The organism is Mycobacterium gordonae (assembly GCF_002101675.1).
GTDB lineage: Bacteria > Actinomycetota > Actinomycetes > Mycobacteriales > Mycobacteriaceae > Mycobacterium > Mycobacterium gordonae.
Genome location: NZ_LQOY01000022.1, coordinates 92,769 through 107,920 on the forward strand (window position 1 = coordinate 92,769; position 15,152 = coordinate 107,920).

At 67.6% G+C, this 15,152-nt stretch carries 13 protein-coding genes and 1 pseudogene; 7 read left to right on the forward strand and 7 right to left on the reverse strand.

The genetic code is table 11. The annotated features are described in order from the left end of the window. Positions 1–52 precede the first annotated feature (52 nt). Complete coding sequence (locus AWC08_RS04330) at positions 53–1,516, forward strand: cation:proton antiporter domain-containing protein (RefSeq protein WP_069433076.1); 1,464 nt, start codon at positions 53–55, stop codon at positions 1,514–1,516. A 49-nt stretch (positions 1,517–1,565) separates the two neighbouring features. Next, positions 1,566–3,482, forward strand: coding sequence for a 1-deoxy-D-xylulose-5-phosphate synthase (gene dxs, locus AWC08_RS04335; protein ID WP_085087396.1), 1,917 nt, complete (start codon positions 1,566–1,568; stop codon positions 3,480–3,482). On the opposite strand, the gene AWC08_RS04340 is transcribed toward dxs, so the two are convergent. From AWC08_RS04340 to AWC08_RS04355, 4 genes are all read right to left on the reverse strand, one after another. Continuing rightward, a complete protein-coding gene (locus tag AWC08_RS04340; RefSeq protein WP_069433075.1) occupies positions 3,479–4,717 on the reverse strand; it encodes a cytochrome P450 in 1,239 nt (412 codons plus the stop codon). The genes dxs and AWC08_RS04340 overlap by 4 nt on opposite strands. Positions 4,718–4,974: 257 nt before the next feature. Further along, positions 4,975–6,282, reverse strand: a complete 1,308-nt coding sequence (locus AWC08_RS04345; RefSeq protein ID WP_065137195.1) for an HRDC domain-containing protein — start codon at positions 6,280–6,282, stop codon at positions 4,975–4,977. A gap of 1 nt (position 6,283) precedes the next feature. After that, positions 6,284–6,868 carry a DUF3000 domain-containing protein gene (locus AWC08_RS04350; protein WP_065043210.1) on the reverse strand — a complete coding sequence of 195 codons (585 nt, stop codon included), beginning with the start codon at positions 6,866–6,868 and terminating at the stop codon, positions 6,284–6,286. Between the two features lie 57 nt (positions 6,869–6,925). Next, the gene (locus tag AWC08_RS04355; RefSeq protein ID WP_065137196.1) at positions 6,926–7,732 is read right to left on the reverse strand and encodes an enoyl-CoA hydratase/isomerase family protein; all 807 of its coding nucleotides are present in this window, start codon (positions 7,730–7,732) and stop codon (positions 6,926–6,928) included. 58 nt (positions 7,733–7,790) lie between these two features. On the opposite strand from AWC08_RS04355, the gene hemE reads away from it, so the two are divergent. The 5 genes and pseudogenes from hemE (at position 7,791) to AWC08_RS04375 (ending at position 11,714) form a co-directional block, all read left to right on the forward strand. Next, complete coding sequence (gene hemE / locus AWC08_RS04360) at positions 7,791–8,855, forward strand: uroporphyrinogen decarboxylase (protein WP_065137197.1); 1,065 nt, start codon at positions 7,791–7,793, stop codon at positions 8,853–8,855. After that, positions 8,852–10,186 carry a protoporphyrinogen oxidase gene (locus AWC08_RS04365; protein WP_065137198.1) on the forward strand — a complete coding sequence of 445 codons (1,335 nt, stop codon included), beginning with the start codon at positions 8,852–8,854 and terminating at the stop codon, positions 10,184–10,186. The genes hemE and AWC08_RS04365 overlap by 4 nt, the downstream gene beginning before the upstream one ends. 5 nt (positions 10,187–10,191) lie before the next feature. After that, positions 10,192–10,887, forward strand: a complete 696-nt coding sequence (gene hemQ / locus AWC08_RS04370) for a hydrogen peroxide-dependent heme synthase (protein WP_065137199.1) — start codon at positions 10,192–10,194, stop codon at positions 10,885–10,887. Positions 10,888–10,889: 2 nt separating this feature from the next. Continuing rightward, a pseudogene (locus AWC08_RS37875) lies at positions 10,890–10,958 on the forward strand (16S rRNA (guanine(966)-N(2))-methyltransferase RsmD); the annotation flags it as partial. Positions 10,959–10,961: 3 nt separating this feature from the next. Next, positions 10,962–11,714, forward strand: a complete 753-nt coding sequence (locus AWC08_RS04375) for a class I SAM-dependent methyltransferase (protein WP_065137200.1) — start codon at positions 10,962–10,964, stop codon at positions 11,712–11,714. A gap of 88 nt (positions 11,715–11,802) precedes the next feature. On the opposite strand, the gene msrB is transcribed toward AWC08_RS04375, so the two are convergent. Genes msrB through AWC08_RS04390 form a run of 3 tightly spaced genes read right to left on the reverse strand, consistent with a single transcriptional unit; the run spans position 11,803 to position 15,134 of the window. Further along, positions 11,803–12,222, reverse strand: a complete 420-nt coding sequence (gene msrB / locus AWC08_RS04380; RefSeq protein ID WP_065137201.1) for a peptide-methionine (R)-S-oxide reductase MsrB — start codon at positions 12,220–12,222, stop codon at positions 11,803–11,805. Then, on the reverse strand, positions 12,219–13,535 hold the full coding sequence (gene aftC / locus AWC08_RS04385; RefSeq protein ID WP_065137202.1) for an arabinofuranan 3-O-arabinosyltransferase: 1,317 nt from the start codon (positions 13,533–13,535) through the stop codon (positions 12,219–12,221). The genes msrB and aftC overlap by 4 nt, the downstream gene beginning before the upstream one ends. Before the next feature lie 39 nt (positions 13,536–13,574). Then, positions 13,575–15,134 (reverse strand): alpha/beta fold hydrolase, encoded by a 1,560-nt coding sequence (locus AWC08_RS04390; RefSeq protein WP_065137217.1) that lies wholly within the window; start codon positions 15,132–15,134, stop codon positions 13,575–13,577. Positions 15,135–15,152 lie beyond the last annotated feature (18 nt).

Consider the following 15,152-nt stretch of genomic DNA (forward strand, 5'->3'; position numbering starts at 1 on the left):
GAAGTCTGGTCGGCAATATCTTTGTCGACCGATCGCGTGAAAGGCGGCCCCGGTGAACGAGACTGCCCGCTACGCCCTGATCGTCCTGTTCTCCAGCGCCGTCGGATTGATTGCGGTGCTGGCGAGCCGGCTCACCGAACGGGTGAAAATCCCGGTGCCTCTGCTGGTCCTGGTCGGGGCCGCCCTGGCGGTGCGCGCGGTGCCCGCCGTGCAACAACCATCCGAGCGGACGGTCGAGCGGGTGCTGACCATCGCGCTGGTGTTGGTGTTGTTCAACGGAGGCATGCACATCGGACCGGCGCGGTTCCGCGCGGCGGCGGGCCCGATCTTGTCGGTCGGCGTCCTGGGCACCGCGCTCACCGCCGCCGGGGCGGCGCTGATGCTGCACTATGCGTGCGGAATTGGTTGGTTCGCTTCGGTTCTGGTGGCAACCGCGGTAGCTCCCACCGATCCGGCCGTCGTTTTCTCAGTGTTGGGCAAGCGTGAGATCTCCGGTCGCAGCAGCACCATCCTGGAGGGCGAATCGGGCGCTAACGATCCGGTCGGCATCTCCCTGATGGCCAGCCTGATCGCCGCCGGCGGCCTCAGCGCCGCCGGTTTTGCCAGTGTGGGAACGCGATTCGTGCTGCAGATGGCGATCGGCGGGGCCGTCGGAGTGATCGGTGGCCGGCTCCTTCTCGTGTTCATGCGCCGCGTCGCACTGCCCAGCGAAGGCCTCTACCCGCTGCGAACGCTGGCATCCGCGCTGATGCTGTACGGCATTGCGACGCTCGCCCACGGATCGGGGTTTCTGGCGGTGTTCGTCGCCGGCATCGTGATCGGTGACGCGCGGGCGCCCTACAAACCGGAGATCAAGCGCTTCCACGCCGCCCTGGCGGGACTGGCCGAGATCGTCGCCTTCACCGTGCTGGGGCTGACCGTCGACCTGCGTGTCCTGGCCCATGCGAACGTGTGGATTCCCGGGTTGGTCCTGGGTGTCGGCCTGACCGCGCTGATCCGACCGCTGGCGGTGAGCGCATGCCTGGTGCGCGCGCAACTGGAGCGCAATGAGCGTGCCTTCATCCTGTTCGCCGGCCTCAAAGGTGCGGTGCCGATTCTGCTCGGCGAATTCCTGCGCGTCGCCCACATCGCCGAAGCCGAACGGCTGTACGGCATCGTCGTTGTCGTCGTCGTGTTCTCGGTTCTGGTGCAAGGTAGCTCCGTGCCCGGCGTCGCCAGGCTATTACGCCTGCCCATGCGGACCGTCGAGACGCAGCCCTGGGAGATCGGGGTCCGGCTCGCGGACGAACCGCACGGGGTCCATCGCTTCACCGTGGCCTCGGGTTCTGCTGCCCAGGGATGCACGGTCGAGGGGCTCGGTGACCAGGTCGGCGACATCTGGGTCAGCATCGTCGTGCGCACCACCGGCCTGGTGCCCGTGCGTGGCGACACCGAACTGCAGGCAGGCGACGAGGTCGTCGTCCTGGCGGACCCGGAACTGCACGACACCCTGGCCGACCTGTTCGGCCCGTCGTAGCCCAGCCGCTGACCCTGCCGCGGTTGCGTTCGCTGCGTAGACTGGCCAGATGCTGGAACAGATCCGCGGGCCCGCCGATCTGCAGCACCTTTCGCAGCAGCAACTCCGCGACTTGGCGCAAGAGATTCGCGAGTTTCTGATCCATAAGGTTGCTGCCACCGGGGGACACCTTGGCCCCAACCTCGGTGTCGTCGAACTGACACTCGCGCTGCACCGGGTGTTCGATTCACCGCACGACCCGATCATCTTCGACACCGGTCACCAGGCCTACGTCCACAAGATGCTGACCGGTCGCGCCCATGACTTCGAGACGCTACGCAAGAAGGGCGGCCTATCGGGATATCCGTCCCGCGCCGAGAGCGAGCATGACTGGGTCGAATCCAGCCATGCCAGCGCCGCGCTCTCGTACGCTGACGGCCTGGCCAAAGCGTTCGAGCTGACCGGACACCGCAACCGGCACGTGGTCGCGGTGGTCGGGGACGGCGCGCTCACGGGCGGCATGTGCTGGGAGGCGCTGAACAACATCGCCGGGTCGCACCGGCCGGTGATCATCGTCGTCAACGACAACGGACGCAGCTACGCGCCGACGATCGGGGGAGTGGCCGACCACCTGGCCACCTTGCGGTTGCAGCCGGCTTACGAACGGTTCCTGGAGCGGGGCCGCAACGCGATGCAGGCGGTGCCGGTGGTCGGTGAGGTCGCCTACCACTTCATGCACAGCGTCAAGGCCGGCATCAAGGACTCCCTGTCGCCGCAGCTGTTGTTCACCGATCTGGGCCTGAAGTACGTCGGCCCGGTCGACGGCCACGACGAGCGGGCGGTGGAGGTGGCGCTGCGCAGCGCCCGCGGCTTCGGCGCCCCGGTGATCGTGCACGTCGTCACCCGCAAGGGCATGGGGTACGGACCGGCCGAGGCCGACGAAGCCGAGCAGATGCACTCGACGGTGCCGATCGACCCGATCACCGGAGTGGCCACCAAGGTGGCCGGCCCGGGCTGGACGTCGACGTTCGCCGAGGCGCTGATCGACGTCGGCCGCAAGCGGCGCGACATCGTGGCGATCACCGCGGCGATGCCCGGACCCACCGGGCTGTCGGCATTCGGCGAGGCGTTCCCGGACCGGTTGTTCGATGTCGGCATCGCCGAGCAGCACGCGATGACGTCGGCGGCCGGGCTGGCGATGGGCGGGATGCACCCGGTCGTCGCGATCTATTCGACGTTCCTGAACCGGGCGTTCGACCAGATCATGATGGATGTGGCGCTGCATAAGCTGCCGGTCACCATGGTGTTGGATCGGGCCGGCGTCACCGGCAACGACGCCCCCAGCCACAACGGCATGTGGGACCTGTCGATCCTGGGGGTGGTGCCCGGCATGCGGGTGGCCGCGCCCCGCGACGCCACCCGGTTGCGGGAGGAACTGGGCGAAGCGCTGGATGTCAATGATGGTCCGACTGCCCTGCGTTTCCCCAAAGGCGATGTGGGCGAAGACATTCCGACTCTGGAACGGCGCGACGGGGTTGACGTGCTGGCCCTCCCGGCTGACGGCTTGAACACCGACGTGCTGTTGGTGGCGGTCGGAGCATTCGCCTCGATGGCGCTGGCTGTGGCCAAGCGGTTGCTCGACCAGGGGATCGGGGTGACGGTGGTCGACCCGCGCTGGGTGTTGCCGGTGCCCGATGTGCTGGGCGAAATGGCTTCGCAGCACAAGCTTCTGGTCACCCTGGAGGACAACGGGGTGGCCGGCGGCGTGGGTTCGGCGGTATCGGCGGCCTTGCGGGCCGCGGATATCGATATTCCGTGCCGCGATGTCGGGCTGCCGCAAGCGTTCTACGACCACGCGTCGCGCGGTGAGGTGCTGGCCGAGTTGGGCCTCACCGACCAGGATGTGGCCCGGCGGATCACGGGTTGGGTTGCGGCGCTGGGGACTTCACCGGTGGAGCAGTCCGAGATCAGCGAGCAGCTGGACTAGGGCGCGGTGCGTTCGACGATGTCGACGTTCAGCCCGGGCCAGGGCCGCAGCGCCGCGATGCTGTGAGCCCGAATGTGCTGCGTTGGCAACCGCAGCTGGGTTCTCGCGAGCAGCCGCGCCAGCATCACCGTCATCTGGGTGATCGCCATCGCCGAGCCGATGCACCGATGCAACCCGCGACCGAACGGAATGAACTCATAGGGCGTCGGTTTGCGGTAACCGGGCGCGCTCGGATCCCAGCGCCCGGGACGGAATTCCCAGGGTTGCGGCCACAGTTCCGGGAGCCGGTGGGTGACGTAGGCGCTGAAAATCAGGCGCTGGCCCGCCCGGATGTGGTGCCCCTGGAACCACAAGTCTCGCTTGACCTTTCGCGCAAAGATCGTCGTGCACAGTCGGACAGTTTCGTGCACGACGCCGTTGAGATAGGTCAGCTCGTTGAGGGTGCCCGAAGTGGGTGGCAGTCCGTCCAGCACCCGACGCACCTCGGCGGCGGCGGTGGCCCAGGCGCCGGGAACCGTCAATAGTGCGTAGATCGCCCACGCGATTGCGCCGCTGGTGACCTCGTAGCCGTCTGCGATGAGCGAGACGATCATGTCGCGAATCTCGTTGTCGCTTAGGAATTCACCGCGATCAGCGCGACCGTTGACCAACGTCGTCAGCAGACGGTCGTCGGCTCGCGGTCGCAGGCGGGCTTGGGCGATTTCGGCGTAGATCAGTTCGTCGATCCGGTTGCGCGCGGCCTTGCCACGCCGTGACAAGGGTGACCCGAGCCACCGATGCATCCGGCGCCTGCTCGCATCCAGATTGGTCAGGTCGATCAGCGGCTGCAATTGTTCACCGAGGAAGTCGGCGTGGGCCGCGAGGCGCGGGCCGAACAGGCACTCGGCGGTGTTGCGCCGGACCACCGAACGCAGTTGCTCGTAGATCTCGATGCGCGTCCCGGGCCGCCAGCCATCGATGACGGCGTCGGTGTTGTCCACCATGGTTTGCACGTAGTCTGCGACCCGCCGGTGCTGTAAGGCCGGGAGCGCAAAGCTGCGGCGCCGGCGATAGTCGGCGCCGTCGCTGACGATCAGCGCTGTCGGGCCGTCGACCGGGATCAGCGCCTGGTACGCCTCTCGCCAAGTGAAGGCCTCGGAATTGGTGAACACGAACTCGTTGGCCTCGGCGCCCAGCAGGATGACGGTGTTGCGCCGGCGGATGACCGGACCTTGTTGCCGGTACTGGGTCAGCATCGCCTCGCAGGGCGGAAAGGCGCATAGCCGAGGCTGTTCCGCCACGTTGGCTCCCTCACGACGTCAATCAGCGGAAGGCTACCGCCCAAATAACGGGCATGCTACGATTCGATATACGAATCTTAGAGATTCGCGATGCGGATCACAATACGAAGGGTCGAACAATGGAGCACGAAATGCTGTTTTTCGAAGACGAGGCGGCGTACACGATGCCGCAAGCCACTTTCAACGCCTACAACTGCGAGTAACCGGTCCCGTTAAGGGGTGTCGGCGCCAGCCTGCGGCGCCTTGTTAATCGCCGCGGCCAGCACGGGGACGACCAGTTCCCGTTGCCAGGGGCGCGCGTGCCCGGCGCGCAGGTAATCCTCGGCGACGGTGAGCGGGTCGTTGCCACGCGCGGCGAGGGCTTCCCACTCCCAGCACAGCCGGCGTACCAGGTCCGGTGAGATCAGGTTTTCCGTCGGGATCCCCACCCGCTCCGACAAGCCGGACAGCGCTGCGCGCGCGGCCTCCAGCCGAGCGGCTGCCTCAGGTTTGCGTCGGCTCCAGCGCGCCGGTGGGGGCGGTCCGGCGGATTGCTCCGCGGGGTCCGGAAGATTCTGATTCTGCCGGGCAGCTTCCAGCGCGGATAGCCACATCGGCGCGCTGCGGCGCTGATTGCGTCCCCCGAACACCGGCAACGCCACCAGTTCATCGATGGACGTGGGGTTGGCCAGCGCGGCGTCGATGATGGCCGAATCCGGCAGAATCCGGCGTGGCGCGATGTCGCGGCGCTGTGCGATCCGGTCGCGAGTGGTCCACAATTCACGGACCGCGGCCAGCGCCCGACGATCATGCACCTTGTGGATGCCCGAGGTGCGACGCCAGCGGTCGCGCCGGGTGGGTGCGTTGGCCAGCCGTTCCTCGGAGGTCCGCAGGTGTTCGAATTCCTGCGCGGCCCAGTCTGATTTGCCTTGCTCAGCCAATACTTGCGCGATCGCGTCCCGCAGCTCGATGAGCAGTTCGACGTCCAGCGCGGCGTAGTTGAGCCACGCCGGCGGCAGCGGGCGCTTGGACCAGTCGGCGGCGCCGTGTCCCTTGGCCAGGCCCTTGCCCAGCAAGCGCTCGACCATGGTCGCCAGATTGACCCGGTCGAATCCGGCCAGACGTCCGGCCAGTTCGGTGTCGTACAGGGCCGGCGGTCGCATGCCGACTTCGGCGAGGCAGGGCAGGTCCTGATCGGCGGAGTGCAGAATCCATTCGTCTTGGCCGAGCACCTCGGCCACCGGCCGCAAAACGTCCAGCGGATCACCGCCGTGGCTGACCGGGTCGATGAGCACCGTCCCGGCGCCGGAGCGCCGAACCTGGATCAGATAGGCCCGGTTGGAGTAGCGGAAGCCCGAGGCGCGTTCGGCATCCACCGCGAACGGGCCGTGCCCACTGTCGAGCTGCTCGGCGGCCGCGGCGATGTCGCTGGCGTACACGGACAGATTCGGCATGCCGTCGGCCGGGTGCAGCAGCAGCGGAACCTCGGGCTCCGTGCTGCCCGGCGGATCGGTCTCCGCCGGAGACGGGTCGGGGCACATGTCAGGCGCGTGACCGTGAACTCAGGTCGGTGACACCCGCCGGCGGCAGACCCGCGGCGTGCTCGAGGACGTCGCAGAACGCCTCGACGTGGCTGCCCACATCCGGGGTGGTCGCAGTCCACGATGCGCGTAGCTCCAGCTGGTGGGCGCGCGGCGGACCGGAGATGTCGCCGTACCGCACCGACGTGGTGGCGGTGACCGTCCCGCCCAGCGCGGTCATGTGCTTGGTGTGCGAGTCCAGTGCCTCGGACAGCCAGCTCCATGCGACTTCTGGCAGCAGCGGGTCGATGGCCTCGTGGGAGTCCAGGTCCGCCTGGATGTAGGCGACGAGGCGGATGGTGCCGTCCCAGGCGTCGGAACCCTCCGGGTCGTACAGCAGAATCAGCCGGCCGAACGCGTCACCCTCGGACCGCTCGGGAACGATCTCCAGGTCCGGGTGTTTGACCTCGGCGCCCAGCGCATAGCTGAACGGCGCCAGCCGCTGCGGCGGGCGAATAGGGCCCAGCTCGATTTCCGGCCGCACGGTGACACCGTTCATCGCCGCGACCGCTTCGCGGAATGGCTCGGGTTCGACCGCTGATGTCATGAATTTCGACGGTAGCCCCATCCGCCGACACGCGTGAACAGGCGCGCCGAATTAGGCTCAGCTCTGCGGACGGCTGTCAAACCGGGCGGGCCGTTTCTCACGGTGCGCGGCCAGTCCTTCGCGTACGTCGGGTCCGCCGAAGCCGAGGAATTCCAGGCCGAGTGAGGTCTCGAACGCCGGAGCGAACATCCGGTACCAGTGGTTGAGGCTGTGCTTGGTCCACCGGATGGCGTTTTGCGCGCCGGCGGCCAGATTCTCGGCCAACTGCGTTGCGGTGGCGAGCACGTCGTCGTCATCGACGCAGGTGGAGACCAAGCCGATCCGCTCGGCTTCCTCGCCGGACAGCGTCTCGCAGGTCAGCAGGTAGTACTTGGCCTTGGCCATGCCGGCCAGCAGCGGCCAGCAGATCGCGGCGTGGTCACCGGCCGCGACTCCGAGCTTGGTGTGCCCGTCGATGATCTTTGCGGTCCGCCCCGCCACCGAAATGTCGGCCAGCAGCGCCACCACCAGCCCGGCGCCCACGGCCGGCCCGCGGATCGCCGAGACTACCGGCTTGTCGAAATTGACCAGGTTGAGCACCAGGTCGCGGGCTTCGCGCATGATGCGGATGCGGCCTTCGTAGTCGCCGATCGTCTCGTCTATCAGGTCGAAGCTGCCGCCGGAGGAGAACGCCTTGCCTTCGCCGCGGACCAGCACCACGTTGACGTTGGGATCGCGATTGATCACCGGCCAGATGTCGGCCAGGTCGCGGTGCATCTGGGGGCCGACCGAATTCAGTCCGGGCGCGTCGAGCACCAGGTTGAGGATTCCGTTGTCGCCGGGTTCGCAGCGCAGGCTGGGGAAGTCGTCATAAGTCGCGGGCATCCCGGCTGATGTTACGCAGCGTCGGCGGCGGCATCCGCTTCTGGCAGCATTGAGCGCGATGAACACGACCCGTCGCGACCTCCCCGCGTCGCCCTATCTGGCCGCGGTCGCCGGCCGCAAACCCAGCCGGGTCCCGGTGTGGTTTATGCGGCAGGCCGGCCGTTCGCTGCCCGAGTATCGGGAGCTGCGCAAACAGCACAGCATGTTGGCCGCCTGCTTCGAGCCGGAAGTGGCCTGCGAGATCACTCTGCAACCGGTTCGCCGGTACGGGGTGGACGCCGCGATTCTGTTCTCCGACATCGTGGTGCCGCTGCGCGCCGCCGGGGTGGATCTGGACATCGTCCCCGACGTCGGCCCGGTGATCGCCGACCCGATCCGCACCGCGGCCGATATCGACGGCATGAAACCCCTTGACATGCAGGCGGTTCAGCCGGTGCTGGACACCGTCGGGCTGTTGGTGTCCGCCCTGGGCGAGGTGCCGTTGATCGGGTTCGCCGGCGCGCCGTTCACCCTGGCGTCCTATCTGGTGGAGGGTGGGCCGAGCCGCAACCACGCGCGCACCAAGGCGATGATGCTGGCCGAAACGGCCAACTGGCATGCGCTGCTGACGAAATTGACCGACCTCACCATCGCCTTCCTGCGCGGGCAGATCGAGGCCGGCGTCGACGCGATCCAGATGTTCGACTCGTGGGCCGGGACGCTGTCGCTGGCCGATTACCGGCAGTATGTGCTGCCGCACAGCTCCCGGGTTTTCGCCACGCTGGCCGAGTACGGCGTGCCGATGACGCATTTCGGCGTCGGGACCGCCGAACTGCTGGGTGCCATGTCAGAGGCCGTGCAACCCGGGCGGGCGCGAGTGGTCGGCGTCGACTGGCGGACCTCGCTCACCGACGCCGCGAACCGGGTGGTGCCCGGGACGGCACTGCAGGGAAACCTCGACCCGGTGGTTGTGCTGGCGGGTTGGGAGGTGGCCCAGCGGGCCGCGCGTGCCGTCGTCGAAGACGGGCGTCGCGCCGTCGACGCCGGGGCGGCAGGGCACGTCTTCAACCTCGGACACGGTGTGCTGCCGGAAACCGACCCCGGCGTGCTGACCGAATTGGTGGCGCTGGTCCAGTCGCTATGACCCGTTCGTACTGCGTCGTCGGCGGCGGCATTTCGGGTTTGACGGCGGCATATCGGCTGCGCGTCGCGGTCGGTGCTGATGCCGACATCACCCTGTTCGAGCCGGCCGATCGTCTCGGCGGCATCTTGCGCACCGAAGTGGTGGGCGGTCAGCCGATGGACCTGGGCGCCGAAGCGTTCGTGGTGCGCCGCCCCGAGATGCCGGTGTTGCTGGCCGAATTGGGCCTGTCTGGCCACGAACGTGCCACCACCGGTGTGCGGCCGCTGATCTACAGCGGCGGGCGGTTGCACGCCCTGCCGTCGGACACGGTGGCCGGCATCCCGTCGTCGGCGGCTTCGGTGACCGGCCTGGTCGACGACCTGACGCTGGCACGCATCGAGGCGGAACCGCAGCGGCCGCTGCACTGGACGCCCGGAAGCGATCCCGCGGTGGGCGAGCTGGTGGCCGACCGGTTCGGTGAGCAGGTGGTGACGCGGTCAGTGGAACCGCTGCTGGCCGGTGTGTACGCGGGGTCGGCGGCGACGATCGGGTTGCGAGCCGCGGTGCCCAGCGTGGCGGCGGCCCTGGACCGCGGCGCCACCAGCCTCACCGATGCGGTCCTGCACTGCCTGCCACCGGCCGGCGGGGGGCCGATCTTCGGTTCGTTGCGGGGCGGCTACCAGGTGCTGCTCGACGAACTGGTGGCACGTAGCCGGGTTCGCTGGGTCCGGGCCGGTATCCGCACCCTGGAGCCGGGCTGGACGTTGCGCGACGACACCGGCGCCGAGTGGCCCGCGGACGCGGTCGTTCTGGCGCTCCCGGCGGCTCAGCTGGCCCGGTTGGTGCAGACGATCGCGCCGCGCACCGCAGCGGCCGCGGCGCGGATCGTGACCGCCTCGGCGGCGGTGGTGGCGCTGGCGGTGCCGGCCGACACCGACTTTCCGCAGTCCTCCGGTGTGCTGGTGGCCAGTGGAGAACCGCTGCATGCCAAGGCGATCACGCTGTCGTCACGCAAATGGGGCGGTAGCGGGAACGTGCAACTGTTGCGGCTGTCCTATGGGCGGTACGGCGACGACATCGCCGCGACGACCCCTGACGGCGAGCTGCTGGCCTGGGCCCGCCAGGACATCGCCGACGTGTTCGGGTTGACGGTCGAGCCGGTGGACGCGCGCGTGCAGCGCTGGATCGATGCGATGCCGCAGTACGGGCCGGGGCATGCGGAGCTGATTGCCGAGCTGCGCGCCGGACTGCCCTCGACGCTGGCCGTCGCGGGCAGTTACCTGGACGGCATCGGGGTGCCGGCCTGCGTCGGGGCGGCCGGCCGGGCCGTCACCGGCCTGGTGGCACCATAGGGGTCATGGCACGCCTCGACTTCGACGCCCTCAACGCAACCATCCGCTACCTGATGTTTTCGGTGTTCTCCGTACGACCCGGCGAGCTGGGTGAGCAGCGCGACGCCATCATCGATGAAACCGCGACCTTCCTCAAGCAGCAGGAAGAGGCCGGAGTGGTGGTTCGCGGCCTCTACGACGTGGCAGGCCTGCGCGCCGACGCGGATTTCATGATCTGGACGCATGCCGAGCGGATCGAGGCGCTGCAGGCGACCTACGCCGACTTCCGGCGCACCACCACGCTGGGCCGCGCCTGCACACCGGTGTGGTCCAGCGTGGCGCTGCACCGGCCGGCGGAGTTCAACAAGAGCCACATCCCGGCGTTCCTGGCCGGCGAGGATCCTGGCAACTACATCTGCGTGTATCCCTTTGTGCGGTCCTATGAGTGGTATCTGCTTCCCGACGACGAGCGTCGCCGAATGCTGGCCGAGCACGGCATGGCCGCACGCGAGTACAAGGACGTCCGCGCCAACACGGTGCCGGCCTTCGCGCTGGGCGACTACGAGTGGATTCTGGCGTTCGAGGCTCCCGAGCTGTACCGCATCGTCGACCTGATGCGGGAACTGCGTGCCACCGATGCGCGTCGGCACACCCGCGAGGAGACCCCGTTCTACACCGGTCCGCGGGTGGGGGTCGAGCAGTTGGTGAACGCGCTGCCATGACGCGCGCCGGCGACGATGCAGTGGGGGCACCTCCCGCTTGCGGGGGACGAAGCGATGAGGAGGAGCGGCGCCGAATGACTCAAGCGTTTGATCCCACCGACCCCAGCCGCTTCGAAGAGAGTTACCGCGACGAGCGCGTCGTGCGGGGCCTGCCAGCCGCGACGCCATGGGACATCGGGGGCCCGCAGCCCGTCGTGCAGCAACTTGTCGCTCTGGGCGCTGTGCGTGGCGAGGTGCTCGATCCCGGAACGGGGCCCGGACACCACGCCATTTACTATGCGTCGCAAGGCCTTTCGGTGACCGGTGTGGACGGGTCGGTCACCGCGATCGAGCGTGCGCGGGACAACGCGGCCAAGGCCGGCGTCACGGTCGATTTCCGGGTGGCCGACGCCACCAAGCTCGAAGGCCTGGACGGCCGGTTCGACACCGTCGTGGACTGCGCGTTCTATCACACCTTCATCACCGCACCGGAGTTGCAGGAGTCCTACCTGCAAGCGCTACACCGGGCCACCCGTCCGGGGGCGCGGTTGTTCATGTTCGAGTTCGGCGAGGGTGAGATCAACGGCTTCAAGATGTTGCGGTCGGTTTCTGGCGATGATCTGCGGCAGATGCTGCCCCGGTGTGGTTGGGAGATCACGTATCTGGGGCCGACCACCTACCAGATCAACACCAGTCCCGAATCGATCGAGTTGCTTGCCGCCCGTAATCCCGACATGGCCGATCAGGTGGAGACCATGCTCGAGCAGTATCGGGCGATGGAGCCGTGGCTGGATAGCGGTCGCGTGCACGCGCCGTTCTGGGAAGTGCACGCCACCCGGGTCGACTGACGCGGCGCTCACGCGAAATTGAAACCACGGCGTTGCTTGCCGGCGTGTCGTGTGCGCTGGTGCAGTGTCGCGACAACGGCTCTCGGCGTCAGCCTTCGTCTGGGACCAGGGTCAACGAGATCGAGTTGATGCAGTAGCGCAGGTCGGTGGGCGTGGGGTAGCCCTCGCCGGCGAACACGTGGCCCAGGTGGCTGTGGCAGTTCGCGCACAACACCTCGGTGCGCGTGGTGCCCATCGAGTGGTCGGGACGCAGCACCACCGCGTCGGAACTCGACGGGTCGAAGAACGAGGGCCAACCGCAGTGCGAATCGAATTTCTCTGTGCTGCGGAACAATTCGGCACCGCAGGCCCGGCAGTTGTAGACGCCCTTGGTTTTGGTGTCGGTGTACTTGCCGATGAACGGCCGCTCGGTGCCGGCGCGCCGCAGCACGTCGAACTCCTGCGGGTTCAGTTTCTTGCGCCACTCGTCGTCGGAAAGTTGCAGTTTCGGGCGCGCGAGTTCAGTCATCGCTTCTCCTCTTCGCTCTCTTCGACGTTAGCGCGGTCCCTCGGCAGCCACGCCGGGTCGATGCCCTCGTCCAACCTGTTCTCCGCCTTGGCGTCCAGATACCGGAAGTAGAGCACCGTGAATGTCACGATCAGCACCAGAGACCAACCGTAGGTGATCTTCAGGTATTCCAGCGCCCGTCCCCAGCGCATCCAGTTGAACAGCAGCCACCGGTCCAGCGTCATGAAGCCGTAGATCCCCAGCCATGCCGGCCAGTTGCGGATCACCGAGTTGGGCAGCACAACCGTCATCAGGAACGGGAACAGCATCATCGAGTAGTAACCCTGGGCCAGCGACATCACCAGCCACGACCACAGCATCAGCACACCGGAGGATGTGGTGAACCAGAACAGCGGGTCGCGGGTGCGGTAGTAGCGGTACAGCAGCCACAGCGCCCCGATGGCGATCGCGGTGAACAGCAGCCGCAGCGCGATGATCAACCAGAACGGCAGGCCGAAGTACACGCCGTTACCCTCGATCGAGCTGTTGAAATAGTCGCGGGTGCCCAGGATGTAGGGCACCGTGCGGGTAAAGAAGTCCATCGGATGCGGCACCAGGGGCAGCGCGGCCAGGTTGGCCACGAGGGGCACGACGAGCGCCGTCACCCACGCCCGCCACTGCCGGTTGAGCAACGGCAACAACAACAGGGGACCGAGCAGCGGTTTGAGAACCAGGGTCAGCCCGATGGCCAACCCCGCCCACCATTGCCGGCTCGGCCGGCCGTCGAGCAGCCACTTCAGGAACAGCACTTCGAGCAGCAGGATGCAGCCGTTGATGTTGGTGAACACCAGGGTGTTGGTGACGGTTTCGGTGCAGAACATCGCCAGGATCAGTGCCGGTGCGGCCACCGAGGACATCGTGAAGTTGAACATCCGCAGCAGCAGGTAGGCCGCGACGAGGATCGCGACGGTGTTGATCGAGATGAACAGGTAACGCGAGGGCGCGAACGGCAGGTAGCCGAAGGGCGCCATCAGCAGGGTGCCGCCCGGCGGATACAGGTAGTGCGGGTCGACATAGTCGAAATGCTCGTTGTAGATGTCCCAGCCGTGCCGGAAGTTCAGCACCGCGCGGTAGACCGGCTTGAAATCGTCGGTGATGTTGCCGTTGGTGGTGAGCACGATGCTGCGGTGCAGTACGGAGAGGATGGCCGCCGGCCACAGCACCGCCCGCAACACGGACGCGGTGGTCGATGGGCCGGGGCGGAATGCCGCCTGCACTGATGCGCGTAAGCCGGTTCTGGTCGAGTCAGCTGCCGTCACCAGCGCACCGTACACCGTTGAGCCAGCTCAAGTCTCAGCCGGTCCGACCGTCGTTTACGCCGGACAGTAGGTGTCGGTGCCGGGCAGCTTGCCGCTGTCCAGGTACCCGGCCAGCGGCGGAACCGCGCACGACGAGTAGATGCTGGCGCCATGGCCGATGCCCTGCCACATCACCCGCTTGCTGGCGGCGCTGGCGTTGATCACGGTGGCTGCCGTGGCGGCGACCCCCTCGTTGCCCACGATCGGGTCGTTCTGCACGCCCAGCAGTAGCACGTCCACCTTGAGTTCCTTCGGGGCCTGCGGGCTTGAACCGGTGGGCCAGTGCACACATTTGGCCAGGTTCAAGGCGGCGACGCTGCCGAACTGGGGGTAGAGCTTGGCCCAGGCGACCACCAGTTCGCGCACCCGATCCGGAGTGGGCCGGTTGGCCGCGTCGCTGCAGCCGTTGACGAACTGGCCGTCGCTGTCACGGATGCTTTCGGCCCGGTTGATCAGGTTGTTCAGCTGATTCATGTCGCCGGTGCGGGCGGCCGCCAGGGCGTTGGCCAGGTTGGTGGTGTTGGCGACGCGGTCGCCGACGGGAAATCCCAGCGCGGTGGTGATGGCCCCGACGATCGACGCCACCGACGTGCCGCTGAGGCCCTGAGCGCTGCGAGCGCTGGTCAGCACCGCGCTGACGGCGCCTTTGGGATCGGGACCCAGCGCGCATCCCATGGCCACGCACTGCGCCGCGAACGCGTCCAACGCGGCCTGCTCGCCTTTGACCTGCTGTTCGGCGGCAGCTTCGGCGCTGACGCCGATGGCCACCGGCGAATCGACGATCAGTCTGGCTACCTTGTCGGGGCGCGAGCCGGCGTAGGTCAGTGCCACCTGGGCGCCGTTACCGATTCCGACGAGCGCGAGCGCCGGGACGTCCCACAGGTTGCGCAAGCGCTCGATGTCGGAGGCCGCATGGGTGTTGTCGTACGCGGAATCGCCGGGTGCGATCGCGTCGGTGCAATTGGTGGTGGCGGTGTTGGAGATGTCGGAAAGGTTGGCCACCGGGTCGTCCCCGGTCTGGAACTGGGCCTGGTCGCGCATCTCGTCACGGTCCACGCGGTCGCGGCAGTCGATCGGGCTGGACATGCCGATGCCGCGGCGGTCGATCGCCACGATCGGGTGACTGTTCAGCACGTCGGCGCCGGCGTGGGACAACCAGATCGGCAGCTGGGTGGAGGACGCGATGTCGGATCCGGTGGTGAAAACAAGAGGTCCCGCGTCCTTGGGAGTCTTGGGCGAACGGGCGCGGACCACGCCGATACTCACCGACCCCGACCCGCCGTTAACCGGGTCCAGGTCGGCGTCGAAAGTGGCACAGTCCAGCTTCACGCCCGGTGCGTCGGGAACACCCGCGTCCGCATTGACCTTGGACGTGCAGTCGCGCCACGACAGGTCATTTTTCGGCGCTGCGATGGGCGGGGGCCCGCTGGGTGGCGGTTTGGTGCTGGGGACACCCTGCGGCCGGGCGCCGGATTCGGTGGCGAACCGCGGGTCGGCGCCGAACACCGGTACGCAGCCGGTCAGCGATGCGGTCACCGCCACCAGGATCGTGGCGGACGTCAGGTGCCGGCGCATGCCGACCACAGTAGCGGG

Bases quoted from the DNA above. Each gene is read 5' to 3' on its own strand.
- dxs (WP_085087396.1), top strand. From the start codon at position 1,566: ATGCTGGAACAGATCCGCGGGCCCGCCGATCTGCAGCACCTTTCGCAG.
- AWC08_RS04365 (WP_065137198.1), top strand. From the start codon at position 8,852: ATGACCCGTTCGTACTGCGTCGTCGGCGGCGGCATTTCGGGTTTGACG.
- AWC08_RS04390 (WP_065137217.1), bottom strand. From the start codon at position 15,134: ATGCGCCGGCACCTGACGTCCGCCACGATCCTGGTGGCGGTGACCGCA.
- AWC08_RS04345 (WP_065137195.1), bottom strand. From the start codon at position 6,282: ATGTGCCCCGACCCGTCTCCGGCGGAGACCGATCCGCCGGGCAGCACG.
- AWC08_RS04375 (WP_065137200.1), top strand. From the start codon at position 10,962: ATGACTCAAGCGTTTGATCCCACCGACCCCAGCCGCTTCGAAGAGAGT.
- hemQ (WP_065137199.1), top strand. From the start codon at position 10,192: ATGGCACGCCTCGACTTCGACGCCCTCAACGCAACCATCCGCTACCTG.
- hemE (WP_065137197.1), top strand. From the start codon at position 7,791: ATGAACACGACCCGTCGCGACCTCCCCGCGTCGCCCTATCTGGCCGCG.
- msrB (WP_065137201.1), bottom strand. From the start codon at position 12,222: ATGACTGAACTCGCGCGCCCGAAACTGCAACTTTCCGACGACGAGTGG.
- AWC08_RS04355 (WP_065137196.1), bottom strand. From the start codon at position 7,732: ATGCCCGCGACTTATGACGACTTCCCCAGCCTGCGCTGCGAACCCGGC.
- AWC08_RS04350 (WP_065043210.1), bottom strand. From the start codon at position 6,868: ATGACATCAGCGGTCGAACCCGAGCCATTCCGCGAAGCGGTCGCGGCG.
- AWC08_RS04340 (WP_069433075.1), bottom strand. From the start codon at position 4,717: ATGCTGACCCAGTACCGGCAACAAGGTCCGGTCATCCGCCGGCGCAAC.